This window comes from Mesorhizobium sp. B4-1-4 (assembly GCF_006439395.2).
Taxonomy (GTDB): domain Bacteria; phylum Pseudomonadota; class Alphaproteobacteria; order Rhizobiales; family Rhizobiaceae; genus Mesorhizobium.
In genome coordinates this window covers 603235-616088 of the sequence record NZ_CP083950.1, presented here as the reverse complement: position 1 = coordinate 616088, position 12854 = coordinate 603235, and the positions used below count along the sequence as shown (strand labels likewise).

At 65.1% G+C, this 12854-nt stretch carries 12 protein-coding genes; 3 read left to right on the top strand and 9 right to left on the bottom strand.

Going from position 1 to position 12854, the window contains the following annotated elements; all coding sequences use genetic code 11:
* Window positions 1-11 precede the first annotated feature (11 nt).
* Together FJW03_RS02735 and FJW03_RS02730 are read right to left on the bottom strand one after the other, a co-directional pair.
* A complete protein-coding gene (locus FJW03_RS02735; RefSeq protein WP_140760564.1) occupies window positions 12-1403 on the bottom strand; it encodes a sigma-54-dependent transcriptional regulator in 1392 nt (463 codons plus the stop codon).
* Window positions 1400-3220 carry a sensor histidine kinase gene (locus tag FJW03_RS02730; RefSeq protein WP_140607370.1) on the bottom strand — a complete coding sequence of 607 codons (1821 nt, stop codon included), beginning with the start codon at window positions 3218-3220 and terminating at the stop codon, window positions 1400-1402. Before FJW03_RS02730 ends, FJW03_RS02735 begins: the two co-directional genes overlap by 4 nt.
* Window positions 3221-3529: 309 nt before the next feature.
* Here FJW03_RS02730 and FJW03_RS02725 point away from each other — a divergent pair, with 309 nt between their 5' ends.
* Entirely contained in the window at window positions 3530-4858 is a 1329-nt protein-coding gene (locus tag FJW03_RS02725) for a dicarboxylate/amino acid:cation symporter (RefSeq protein ID WP_140760562.1), read from the top strand.
* Between the two features lie 65 nt (window positions 4859-4923).
* Here the strand turns inward: FJW03_RS02725 and FJW03_RS02720 are convergent, their stop codons facing one another.
* The 7 genes from FJW03_RS02720 to pcaD form a co-directional block, all read right to left on the bottom strand.
* Window positions 4924-5496: a TOBE domain-containing protein gene (locus FJW03_RS02720; protein WP_140760560.1), complete on the bottom strand. Its 573-nt coding sequence runs from the start codon at window positions 5494-5496 to the stop codon at window positions 4924-4926.
* A gap of 63 nt (window positions 5497-5559) precedes the next feature.
* Window positions 5560-6732, bottom strand: coding sequence for a 4-hydroxybenzoate 3-monooxygenase (pobA, locus tag FJW03_RS02715; RefSeq protein ID WP_140760558.1), 1173 nt, complete (start codon window positions 6730-6732; stop codon window positions 5560-5562).
* Complete coding sequence (locus tag FJW03_RS02710) at window positions 6732-7784, bottom strand: 3-carboxy-cis,cis-muconate cycloisomerase (RefSeq protein ID WP_140760556.1); 1053 nt, start codon at window positions 7782-7784, stop codon at window positions 6732-6734. The genes pobA and FJW03_RS02710 overlap by 1 nt, the downstream gene beginning before the upstream one ends.
* A gap of 12 nt (window positions 7785-7796) precedes the next feature.
* On the bottom strand, window positions 7797-8411 hold the full coding sequence (gene pcaG, locus FJW03_RS02705) for a protocatechuate 3,4-dioxygenase subunit alpha (RefSeq protein WP_140760554.1): 615 nt from the start codon (window positions 8409-8411) through the stop codon (window positions 7797-7799).
* Window positions 8411-9163: a protocatechuate 3,4-dioxygenase subunit beta gene (pcaH, locus tag FJW03_RS02700; RefSeq protein ID WP_140760551.1), complete on the bottom strand. Its 753-nt coding sequence runs from the start codon at window positions 9161-9163 to the stop codon at window positions 8411-8413. Before pcaH ends, pcaG begins: the two co-directional genes overlap by 1 nt.
* Complete coding sequence (pcaC, locus tag FJW03_RS02695; RefSeq protein ID WP_140696515.1) at window positions 9156-9560, bottom strand: 4-carboxymuconolactone decarboxylase; 405 nt, start codon at window positions 9558-9560, stop codon at window positions 9156-9158. Before pcaC ends, pcaH begins: the two co-directional genes overlap by 8 nt.
* Window positions 9553-10365: a 3-oxoadipate enol-lactonase gene (gene pcaD, locus FJW03_RS02690; protein ID WP_140760549.1), complete on the bottom strand. Its 813-nt coding sequence runs from the start codon at window positions 10363-10365 to the stop codon at window positions 9553-9555. Before pcaD ends, pcaC begins: the two co-directional genes overlap by 8 nt.
* 93 nt (window positions 10366-10458) lie before the next feature.
* On the opposite strand from pcaD, the gene pcaQ reads away from it, so the two are divergent.
* Together pcaQ and FJW03_RS02680 are read left to right on the top strand one after the other, a co-directional pair.
* Window positions 10459-11376 (top strand): pca operon transcription factor PcaQ, encoded by a 918-nt coding sequence (pcaQ, locus tag FJW03_RS02685; RefSeq protein ID WP_140760547.1) that lies wholly within the window; start codon window positions 10459-10461, stop codon window positions 11374-11376.
* Between the two features lie 142 nt (window positions 11377-11518).
* Window positions 11519-12835, top strand: coding sequence for an ABC transporter substrate-binding protein (locus FJW03_RS02680; protein ID WP_140607380.1), 1317 nt, complete (start codon window positions 11519-11521; stop codon window positions 12833-12835).
* Window positions 12836-12854 lie beyond the last annotated feature (19 nt).

The following is a 12854-nucleotide window of genomic DNA, read 5'->3' as shown; positions in this document are numbered from 1 at the left end:
TCGCGCAATATCTATATCCGCTCTCGGACAGATTGAGCGTCCGGATCACCGCCATTGCGAAACTCGGCAGCGGCGATGCCGTAGCGTTTGAGCTTGTCGTAGAACGTCTTGCGCGGCACGCCGAGCGCGTCGATGGCGCCGCGCACGTCACCGCCATGGTCGCGCAGTGCATCGCGGATGAGCTGTGCCTCGTATTGCCCGACCCGTTCGGGCAAGGCCGCCGAGGGTGCCGGCAACCGCGCGGGCGCTGCCCTTGCCTGGTCGTCAGGTCCGAGGCCAAGCGCGACACGGTCGGCGAAATGCGCGAGCTCCCGCACATTGCCCGGCCAGTCATGCGACTGGAGATGATCGCTTACCGCCGCGTTCATCGCTGCGACCGGGCGGCCGAAGCGTTCCGCCGCCTTGCCGAGGAAATGCCCGAACAGCATCGGTATGTCGCCGCGCCGCTCGCGCAGTGGCGGGATGCGCAGCGTCACCACGTTGAGGCGGAAATAAAGATCCTCGCGGAAATCGCCACGTTGGTCGGGCCGGCCGAGATCGACCTTGGTCGCCGCGACGACCCTGAGATCGAGGCGCCGGGTCTCGTTCGAACCGAGTGGGGTGAGGCTGCGTGTCTCCAGCACCCGCAGCAGCTTGACCTGCAGGGCCGGCGGCATGGATTCGATTTCGTCGAGGAACAGCGTGCCGCCGCTGGAGTGCTCGACGCGGCCGATCCGCCGCCGCTGCGCGCCGGTGAACGCGCCGGCTTCATGGCCGAACAACTCGCTTTCGATGACGGTCTCCGGCAGGGCCCCGCAATTCAGCGCCACGAAGGGCTTCGCGCGCCGCCGGCCCCATCTGTGCAGGAGGTCCGCCACCACCTCCTTGCCGGTTCCGGTCTCCCCTTCCACCAGCACGTCGACATCCATGTCGGCGATCTGGCGCAATGTCTCGCGAAGGCGCCGGATGGCGGGCGCTTCGCCGATCAGCGGCAGGCCGTCGGCGGCGAGCACCGCGGCCTCGCGCAGCCGCCGGTTCTCCATCACCAGCCGCCGCTTCTCGCTCGCCCGTCTCAGCGCTTCGACGAGGCGGTCACCGGCATAGGGCTTTGGGATAAAATCATAGACGCCATCCTTGAGTGCGGCCACCGCAAGATCGACATCGCCATGTCCGGTGACCAGGATCACGGGTATGTCAGGGTCTATCGCCTTGATGCGGTCGAACAGCTGCAACCCGTTCATGCCGGGCATGCGGATGTCGCTGACGACCACACCGTCGAAATCCCTGTCGACGACACCGAGTGCCGCCTCGGCGGCATCAAGAGCGACCACCGTGAAGCCGGCAAGTTCGAGCAATTGCGTGGTGGCGTGCAGCAGGTCGGCATCGTCTTCGACGAGCGCCACAAGCCCTGATCCCTCGGTCATTCAATCCGCCTCAAATCGACGGTGAAGGACGCGCCCGCCGCGCTGCCGGGGTCGAGCCGCAGCGTGCCGCCCAGTTCCTGGGCGATCTCCTGCGAGATCACCAGTCCGAGGCCAAGCCCCTTCTCCTTGGTGGTCTGGAAGGGCATGAACAGATTGGCGGCCGCTTCCGGCCCGAGACCTGGACCGTTGTCGCGCACCGAGATCAGAATCCTGTCGTCCTGCTCGGCGAGCTCGATCTCGATGCGGGGGTCGGGTTGGTTCTTCATCGCGTCCAGTGCGTTCTGCAGCAGGTTGACCAGGATCTGCTCCAGCCGGATGCGGCTCGCCATCACCATCGGCGACGCGTTGCCACGCGGCTTGACGATGGTGACACCGGAATCGCGGATGCGGCCGGACAGCAGCGACAGTGCCCCGTCGATCGCTTCGCGCACCGGCAGCGGCGAGGCGGCGGTGCCCGGCCGGCGGGCAAAAGTGCGCAAGGTGCCGGTGATCGCGCCGATGCGCTCGGTCATCGAGACGATCGACGTCAGATTGGCACTCGCCGGTTCGCTCTTCCCGCTGTCGAGGAACCGGCCGGCATTCTCGGCATAGGTGCGGATCGCGGCGAGCGGCTGGTTGATCTCATGCGCCACGCCGGCCGCGATCTGACCGAGAATCGAAAGCCGGTTGGCCTGGGCGAGATCGTCACGCAGCCGGCGCACCTTGGCTTCGGCGCTCTCACGCTCGGCGATTTCGCCGGCAAGGGCGGTGTTGGAGCGCGTCAGCTCGGCCGTTCGCGTGGAGACCCGGCTTTCCAGCTCGGCGTTCATCCGCGCCAGCGCTTCCTGCCGCAACCGGCGTGTGCGTCGGCGGCGGGTGAGCACGTAGGCAAGCAAGCCGGTCAGCAGCAGCCCCAGCAATGTCGTCAGGCGCGCCGTGTTGGCGGCGGCCGAGAGCGCGGCGTCGGCCGGCGTCAGCAGCCAGAGACGCCAGCCAGGGACCGCACCGGCCAAACCCTGCACCACCTCGACGAACTGACGCGGCTTGCCGGGGCTGTCGATCGTCGCCAGGCCGTCACCGGTGCCGCGCCGTATCGGCAGCGGGTCGAAGGCCGCATCGGCCAGTTGCAGCTGCTCGTGGGCGGCGGCGGCGTCTTCGGCGGACAGCGGCGCCAGTGCATGAAACCGCCATTCGGGCTGGCTGGTGGCCAGCACGACGCCACGTTCGTCGGTGACGAAAACCAGGAACCCACTGGAGCGCCAATTGGCCTCCACGCCGTCGAGTTCAACCTTCAGCACCGCGACGCCCAGCGGCTTGCCGCCATCATCGACGCGGCTGGCAAGGTAGAGCCCGGGCCGGCCGCTGATCGTGCCGAGGCCGTACTGGCTGGCAGCCCCCTTCGCCATCGCCTCCTGGAAATAATGCCGAAAATTGTAGTCGATACCGACGAAGCTCGTCGGCTCGCCGGCATTGCTGGCGGCAATCGCGATGCCCGCCGTATCGATGACGTAGATAGCGGACGCCGAGGCATCGCCGGCAATGGCTTTCAGCTTTTCGTTGAGAGCGGTCTCTGCCGTCTTTCCGGCCCGGCGCAAGGCGTCGCGCACCGCGTCGTCGCGCGCCAGCACGAGCGGCACCAGACGCTGCTTTTCGATCTCGCCGGTCAGGGTGCCCGCCGCCAGCGGCAGGGCGGCGAGCGCGCCGTCCCGCAGATCGCCGGCCGCCTGGCCGGCGGCGATGCGTCCGGCAATGGCGATCGCGCCGGCAAGGATCGCGAGGGCGATGACGGCGGCAAGCCAGCGGCCATCGCGCAGCCGCGCCACCGCGTCGCGCAGCACTTCGCGACCGGCAAGGCCTGGATAGCCACTATTGGTGTCTGCTGGCGGCGTCTGCCTGCTCCTTTCCTCACGGCCCTGTCCGCACTCTAATGCGAAATTCCGCCCAGGCAAACGATCCCTGTGCGGAAATCCGCACACGTACCAGCCGAAGGACGCTGAACAACGCCCGGAATCCCGGGATTCCGGTCTTTCCCCGATCTGGCACGCCGCTTGCAAAAGTCCTGGCTAGCGGCGGGCGACCGGAACGCCGCGATGGGAGAAGTCACGCAGGGCGGTGCATTTGCCGTCCATCCGGCCAGGGAGAGTTCGATGCACATCGCAGACCAATCGGCCGCGCCTGCCGCGCAGCGCAAGCCCCTCTATGCCCAACTCTACGTGCAGGTGCTGGTGGCGATCACCGTCGGCATCCTGCTCGGCCACTACTATCCGTCGATCGGCGAGAGCATGAAGCCGCTCGGCGACGCCTTCATCAAGCTGGTCAAGATGATCATCGCCCCGGTCATCTTCCTGACGGTTGCGACCGGCATCGCCGGCATGAGCGACCTGCAGAAGGTCGGCCGCGTCGCCGGCAAGGCGATGCTCTACTTCCTCACCTTCTCGACACTGGCGCTGATCATCGGCCTTGTCGTGGCCAATGTCGTGCAGCCGGGCGCCGGCTTCAACATCGACCCGGCGACGCTCGACGCCTCCACCGTCAACACCTACGCCGCCAAGGCGCATGACCAGTCGGTCACCGGCTTCCTGATGAACATCATTCCCGGCACGATCGTCGGCGCCTTCGCGGATGGCGATATCCTGCAGGTGCTGTTCTTCTCGGTGCTGTTCGGCATTGCGCTGGCGCTGGTCGGCGACAGGGGCGCGCCGGTGCTCAATTTCCTGCAGGCGCTGATGGCGCCGATGTTCAAGCTGGTCAGCGTGCTGATGAAGGCCGCCCCCATCGGGGCTTTCGGCGCCATGGCCTTCACCATCGGCAAATACGGCATCGGCTCGGTCATCAATCTCGCCATGCTGGTCGGCACCTTCTACGCGACGTCATTCCTTTTCGTGTTCGTCGTGCTGGGCGCGGTCTGCCGCTATAACGGCTTCTCCATCCTGTCGCTCATCCGCTACATCAACGAAGAGCTGCTGCTGGTGCTGGGCACGTCCTCGTCGGAAGCAGCCCTCCCCTCGCTGATGGAGAAGATGGAAAAGGCCGGCGCCAAGCGCTCGGTGGTTGGGCTGGTCATCCCGACCGGCTATTCCTTCAACCTCGACGGCACCAACATCTACATGACGCTGGCGGCGCTGTTCATCGCGCAGGCAACGAACATCCACCTGTCCTTCGGCGACCAGATCCTGCTGCTTCTGGTGGCGATGCTGTCCTCGAAGGGCGCCGCCGGCATCACCGGGGCCGGCTTCATTACTCTTGCCGCGACGCTTTCTGTCGTGCCCTCGGTGCCCGTCGCCGGCATGGCGCTGATCCTCGGCGTCGACCGTTTCATGTCGGAGTGCCGGGCGCTGACCAACTTCGTCGGCAACGCCGTCGCCACGCTGGTCGTGGCGCGCTGGGAAGGCGAGCTCGATCAGGCGAAGCTCGCGAGGGCATTCGCCGGAACAGCCGACGACAGTCTGCCGGCTGATATCGTTCCCGCCGAGTGATCGGCACGCGAAAGCAATGGCCGGAGGCAGCGATACCTCCGGCCATTTTTCATGCGCTGACGATGTCAGGCGGCACGGGCTTTGCCGAGTGGCGCCAGCGCCTTGCCATCAGCGGCGAAGAGATGGCAGTGGGACGGATCGACCTGCATGGCGATGGGGCTGTGCAGCGGGGTGATGTCGGTGCCTTCGGTCTGCACGACAAGCCTTGCCTTCTCGCCAATATCGGCGTGCAGGATGGTCAGGCCGCCAAGCCGTTCGGCCAGCACGGCCTCACCCTTGAACTGGCCGGCATCGGCGATGCGGATATGTTCGGGCCGGATGCCGAGCAGCAGCTCGGCGTTCGCGGCATTCGTTCCTGCCTCGACCGGCACGACCAGGCTGGATCCGCCCGGCAGGGCAACGGCAACGCCCTCTCCACCGGCCGAGAGAACCCGCACCGGCAGCATGTTCATCTTCGGCGAGCCGATGAAGCCGGCGACGAAGACATTGGCGGGGCGGTTGTGCTGGCGCATCTGAGAACGTCGAGCGCAACCTGCTCGGACGGTGGCAATCGGAACCGCCTGGAACGTCGGCAGGTGCTTCTTCTGCGCTTCCAGCATGCGCTCGCGACAGGGGCTATAGATGACGTGCAACGTCATGCGGGATCATGCGACGCGAATACCGGCGGTTCGATGCCGCCCGGCATCAAGGGCGAGCCGCCCTCAATATGGAAGGCCGACATAGTTCTCGGCGAGCGCGGTCGATGCCGCGCGCGAATGCACGAGATAGTCGAGTTCCGCCTCCTGGATGCGCTGGCCGAATTCGCCGGTGTCTGGAAAGCGGTGCAGCATGGTCGTCATCCACCAGGAAAAGCGCACCGCTTTCCAGACCCGCGCCAGTGCCTTGCCGGAATAGGCGTCGAGACCTGTTGGAGATTTGGCCTCATAGAACTCCCGAAACCCGTTGAAGAGATAGCACACATCGCTGGCGGCGAGGTTGAGGCCCTTGGCGCCGGTCGGTGGCACGATGTGGGCGGCGTCGCCGACCAGGAAAAGCCGGCCAAAGCGCATTGGCTCGGCAACGAAGGAGCGCAGCGGCGCGATCGACTTCTCGAAGGATGGCCCTGTCGTGACGCCCGCCGCCGTCTGCTCCGGCAAGCGGCGGCGCAACTCGTCCCAGAAGCGATCATCGGACCAGTCCTCGACGCGATCGTCCTGCGAGCACTGTACATAGTAGCGGCTGAGGTGTGTCGAGCGCATCGAGCACAGCGCAAAACCCCGCTCGTGATTGGCATAGATCAGTTCATGATCGGCCGGCGGCACTTCGGCCAGCACGCCGAGCCAGCCAAACGGATACTGCCGCTCGAAGGTTTTCAGCGCGCGCTCCGGCACCGATTTGCGGCTGACACCGTGATAGCCGTCGCAGCCGGCGACGAAATCGCAGTCCACGCGATGAGTGATGCCGTCCTTCTCGTAGGTGACGAAAGGCGCGTCACCGTCAAAGTCATGCAGTGCGACATTCAAGGCTTCATAGACGGTGACGAGCCCTGCCTCTTCGCGCTTGTCCATCAGATCGTGCGTCACCTCGGTCTGGCCGTAGACGGTGACATGCTGGCCGCCGGTGAGCGCCGCGAGATCGATGCGGTGCAGACGCCCGTCGAACGCCAGCGAGATGCCGGAATGCGGTAGGCCTTCGGCATGCAGCCGCGCCGCCGCTCTGGCCTCTCCGAGCAGTTCGACGGTACCCTGTTCGAGCACCCCTGCTCGCACACGGCCAAGCACATGCGCCCGGCTCGAGCGTTCCAGAATGACCGTCTCGACACCGATGCCGGCCAGAAGCTGCCCAAGCAGCAGACCGGAGGGGCCCGAGCCGACGATGACGACCTGGGTGCGCATCAGTGGCCGAGACTTTCGATCTGCCGGGCCAGCTCGGCCGCCAGGCGCAGCGATGCGGCGGTTGCGACCACCATCTGCGGCAGCAGCAGCCATTCCAGCGTCCAGGCCGCGCCCGAACGCTCCTGCTCGTGCACCAGCGCCTGATGCATGCCGGAAAGCTGCGTTGCGTTGAAACGGGCGAGCGCCACCAGCGCCTCGGCCTTAACCGGATTCTGCTTGTGCGGCATGGCCGACGAGCCGCCACCACCCGACAGCGCGATGTCGGTGCCACCCTGCGCCATCAGCGCGATGTCCTGGCCGAACTTGCCGAGGCTGCCGGTCAGCAGCGACAGCCAGCCGGCAAAATCGGCGAGCGCGTCGCGCTGGCTATGCCATTGCGGCGCATCGGCAAGATCAAGTTTTTCGGCAAGCGCAGCGCGCACCGCTGGCCCCTTGTCGCCAAACTTTTCCAGCGTGCCGGCAGCTCCGCCGAACTGCACCACCAGCAGGCGCCTGGACTGTTCCGACAGTCTTTCCTGATGCCGCTGCAGCGGCGCCCGCCACGCCCTGATGCGATCCGCCACTCTGATCGAGATCGCCTTTTGCATGCGCGTCATGCCCGTCAGCGCCCTGCCCCCGAAACGCTCATCGAGCGAGGTGAGGCGCAACACCGTCTCGGTCAGGAGCAGGCCAAGATGCTCGACGACGGACTTCAGCCGAAGCACAAGGCCGGTATCGATGACATCCTGGCTCGTGGCGCCGAAATGCACTTTATCGCCATGCGGTTCGCCAACCGCCATCCTGAGCTGGCGCACCAGTTCCGGCACAATGACGCCATCCTTGGCGGCGGCGGACCGCAGCAAGGCCGTGTCCGGCCGGAACGAGGCCAGCACCGCCGTAATCGCCGACGCCGCGTCCTGGGTTATGACCCCGCTTTCGGCTTCGGCTTGCGCCAGCGCGCGCTCGAACGCCAGCATCGCCTCGATTTCCGCCTCGACGGAAAAATGCCGGGCCGCCTCCTGGTCGCCAAGAAGCGCGGAAAGCAGCGGATGGTCGAAGGGCGAGACAGTCATGTCACGGGTCGCCTAGCTGTCGAAGAAGACCGTTTCCTTCTCCCCCTGGAGATGGACGTCGAAGACATAGGTATCGCCTTGGCGCGCGGCGATCAGGGTGGGCACGCGGACGCGGTGTTCGATGCGCGCCAGGATCGGATCCCCGGCATTGGCTTCTTTCTCGTCGGAGAAATAAAGCCGCGTATGCAGGCCGATATTGATGCCGCGCGCGACGATCCACAATGTGATGTGCGGCGCCATCGGGCGGCCATCTGGGAAAGGCACCCGGCCTGGCTTGACCGTCTCGAATGCGCAGAGACCGGTCTCCATGTCGGTCGGGCAACGGCCCCAGCCGGAAAAGTTCGGATCGGCAGCACCGCGCAATTCCGCGGGCGAATTGTAGAGCCCCTCCGCGTCCGCCTGCCAGATCTCGATCAGCGCATCCTTGAGCGGTGTGCCGGTGCCGTCGAGGACCCGGATGTGAAGTTTGATGCGCTCGCCCTTGGTCTTGTCGTTGACCATTGTTGCACCGAGGTCGCTGGAATAGACACCACCGATGCCGCAGAAATTGGGCGTCAGCCCGATATGGACGTAGGGTCCGGCGGTCTGCGAGGGGCTCTCCCTGAGCCGGTCGAGCGACTGGGCCATCAATTGCCCTCCATCCGGTTTTCGAACAGCGAGGAGCGGCGCCCGCGCAGCACGATGTCGAATTTGTAGGCAAGCGCGTCCATCGGGATGGTCGCCTGCGTGTCGAGGACGGCCGTCAGCGCCTCTATGGCCGCCTTGTCGGCGATGCCGCGCACGATCGGGCATTTCCAGATCAGCGGGTCGCCCTCGAAATACATCTGCGTGATCAACCGCTGTGCAAAGCCATGGCCGAAGACCGAGAAATGGATATGCGCCGGACGCCAGTCATTGGGACCGTTCGGCCAGGGATACGGTCCGGGCTTGACGGCGCGAAAGGCGTAGCCGCCATCCTCACCCGATAAGGTGCGGCCACAACCGCCGAAATTCGGGTCGAGCGGCGCCAGGTAACCCTCCTTCTTGTGGCGGTAACGGCCACCGGCATTAGCCTGCCAGAACTCCAGCAGCACGCCGGGAACGCCGAGGCCGCGTTCGTCGAGCACTCGCCCATGGACGATGATGCGCTCGCCGATGGCGCTCTCGCCCGGCCTTGCGAAATTGTGGATGAGGTCGTTGTCCAGTTCACCGAGCATGGCATGGCCGAACACCGGGCCCGATATCTCCGACAGCGTGTTGTCGAAGGACAGCAGCGCCTTCTGCGGCGAGCGCAATACCGAGCTCTTGTAGCCCGGCGTCAGCGCCGGCGGGTGCCACGTTCGGTCGCGCTGGAAGAAAGCGCCGGTCTCGGGCACCCGGTTCGAGCCGGACTCAGGCATTCTTGGCTCCATCCATTTCCGAAAACACGTCCTTGGCAATTCTGAAGGCCCGGTTGGCAGCCGGCACGCCGGCATAGATGGCGACATGCAGGAACGTCTCGCAGATATCGTCGCGTGTGGCGCCGGTGTTGGCGGTTGCGCGCAGATGCAAGGCGACCTCTTCATCATGGCCAAGCGCCGCCAGCAGCGCCAGGGTGACGATCGAGCGCTCGCGTTTGCTGAAGCCCGGTCGCGACCACACCGTTCCCCAGGCGGCCTCGGTGATCAGTTCCTGAAACGGTTGATCGAAATCGGTGGCGCCGACCTCGGCGCGGTCGACATGGCGGTCGCCGAGCACCGACCGTCGGACGGCGAGACCCTTCCGATATCTGGCTGTGTTGCCGGGGACTTCATCCATGGGTTTCTGCTCCAGGGGCAAGCGATGCGACAAAACCGCGGATCAGCGCGACCAGCGCCTCCGGCTGTTCGATGCAGGGAATATGTCCGGCATTGCGGATGATCTCGAAACGCGCGCCGGGGATCAGATCGGCCAGAGAGCGGACAAGATCGGGAGGCGTCGAACCGTCCTGATCGCCGGCGATGCAGAGCGTCGGCACGGCAATGCGGCGCGCGCTCTCGGTGAAATCGGCGTCGCGAACAGCCTTGCATGTCCCGATATAGCCGGGCAGCGCCTGCCTGGTCAGCATGTTGCGGCAACCGGCAAGGTCGGCGGCGCGGGCGGCATGGAAATCCTGCGTGAACCACACTTTCATCACACCGTCGGCGATCGCGTCGATGCCGAAGCGCTCCACGGCCGCAATGCGGCTGTTCCAGCTTTCGGCAGTGCCGATCTTGTGGGCGGTGTCGCTGAGGATCAGACCCTCGACACGTTTCGGATGGCGGGCATGGAAGCCCTGCGCGATCATGCCACCGACCGACAGACCGAACAGCACGACCTTGTCGAAACCGAAATGGTCTACGAGGGCGCAGAGATCGTCGACATGGTCGTCAATCGAACGGACGCCGTTGCCATTGTCGGAAAGGCCGTGACCGCGCTTGTCGTAGACGAGCAGAGGCATCTCACCGGCCAGAATCGTAACGACCTCATCCCATATCCGCAGATCGGTGCCGAGCGAATTGATGAACACGACCGGGGGCGTCTTGCCTTTCGCCTCGACATATCGGTGGTGCAGCGTGATGCCGCCAATGGTGACGAATGGCACGGGTTCGATCCTCCATCTCCACATTGCACGCCGCGTTTGGTTCGGTAAAATGATATTTTGCGCCATTTCATTAACTCAAGGGTTATCAAATTCATGCCCGACAGCCGCATCCGGTTTCGTCATCTGCAAGCATTCCTAGAAGTCGCACGGCAGGGCAGCGTGGCCCGTGCCGCGGACTTCCTGCATGTCAGCGCGCCGGCGGTGACCAAGACCCTGCGCGAACTGGAGGAGGCGCTGGGCGTGGCCGTCGTCGAGCGTGACGGGCGCGGCATTCGCGTCACAAGGCTTGGCGAAATCTTCCTGGACCATGCCGGCTCGGCGATATCGGCGTTGAAGCGCGGCGTCGATTCCGTTCGCCAGGACGGCGCCGTCAACCGCCATCCGATCCGCATCGGCGCCCTGCCGACAGTGTCGGCGAAGGTCATGCCGCAAGCCATGAGCCTGTTTCTCAGGGAAAACACCGGGGCGGCGATCAAGATCGTCACCGGCGAGAACGCCGTGCTGCTTGAGCAATTGCGCATCGGCGCGCTCGATCTCGTTGTCGGACGGCTCGCGGCGCCCGAAAACATGACCGGGTTCTTCTTCGAGCACCTCTACTCCGAGCAGGTGCTGTTCGTGGTGCGGGCCGGGCATCCGTTGCTGGAACCGGGAGCCGACATCTTCGCGAGGCTCGACGAATTCCCGGTGCTGATGCCAACTCGGGAATCCGTCATCCGCCCCTTTGTCGATCGCCTGTTCATCACCAATGGCATGACTGCGCCGGCGACGGAAATCGAGACGGTTTCGGACTCCTTCGGCCGCTCCTTCATGCGGCAGAGCAACGCGGTGTGGATCATCTCGGCCGGCGTGGTCGCCAACGAGCTCGCAAGCCGCGCCTTCGTCGCCCTGCCGGTCGACACGGACGAAACCAAAGGACCGGTCGGCCTGACGATGCGCACCGACACCGCCCCCTCGCCCGCCTTCATGATCCTGCTGCAAACCATTCGCGAGGCGGCACGGCCTGGCGCATGAGCCCCAGGACGGTTCGAACCGAGCTCGGCTGCGGCGCGGAGTCTCCTAACCCAGGAGTTAATAAAACACCGCAAAATATCATTTTACTGAACCAAACCGCAGGTGCACTGTACCGACCGAGGAGCACAGAGGGAGGAAACGCATGACCCATTCCATTGGCAGCAGGCCCATCATTCGTGGCGTGTCGCGACGCCAGTTCATCGCCACCTCGATCGCCGGTGGCGCGGCACTCGCGCTTGGCGGCAAGAGAGCCTTCGCCCAGACAGGCGACACGCTCAAGGTCGGCTTCGTCAGCCCGCGCACCGGGCCGCTGGCAGGCTTTGGCCAGACCGACGGTTACGTGCTCGACCTTGCCCGCAAGGCACTGGCCGGCGGCCTCGAGATCGGCGGCAAGAAATACAGCATCGAGATCCTCGACCAGGACACGCAGTCGGATCCGTCACGAGCCGGCCAACTCGCCAAGGACCTGATCAACAACCAGGCCATCGACCTCATGCTGGCGGTATCGACGCCCGAGGTGATCAATCCAGTGGCCGACGCCTGCGAAGCCGCCGGCGTGCCGTGTCTATCGACAGTCATGCCGTGGGAAGCCTGGTATTTCGGCCGTGGCGCGAAGCCCGGCGCGCCCTCGCCGTTCAAATGGACCTATCATTTCGGCTTCGGCGTCGGCGAGTTCTTCAAGACCTACATTTCGCAATGGAACCTGATCGAGACCAACAAGAAGGTTGGCGTCATGTATCCCAACGACGCCGACGGCAACGCCATCCGCGCCAATCTCGCGCCGCTGCTGGCCAAGCAGGGTTTCACCATCGTCGATCCCGGCGCCTACGAAACCGGCACCACCGACTATTCCTCGCAGATCGCGCTGTTCAAGCAAGAAGGCGTCGAGATCTTCAACTCCTTCCCGATCCCGCCGGATTTCGCCGCCTTCTGGCGCCAGGCGGCGCAGCAGGGCCTGATCAGGCAGATCAAGATCGCCCAGGTCGCAAAGACCGGCCTGTTCCCATCGGATATCGAGGCGCTCGGCGACCTCGGCATGAAGATTTCGAGCGCCGCCTACTGGCACAAGGCCTTCCCCTACAGATCGCCGCTGACGGGCGTTTCGGGGATCGAACTGGCCGACGGCTATGAGGCGGCGAGCGGCAAGCAGTGGACACAACAACTCGGCGCCTCGATGTCGCTGCTCGATGCCGGCTTCGAGGCCTTGAAGGCGAGCACCGACGCCAAGGACAAGGCGGCGGTGGCGAAGGCGCTGAGCACGCTCAAGACCGAAACCATGATTGGCAAGGTCGACTTCACCAGCGGACCCGTGGCCAATGTCTCGCCCGGGCCGATCATCGGCACGCAGTGGGTCGCCGCCAAGGAAGGATCGAAGTTCCCGCTTGACTATGTCGTGACCGAGAACGCCACCGATCCGAAGGTTCCGGTCGGGGCCAAGCTTCTTCCTTACAACGGCTGATGGACCGCTGACGAGGATA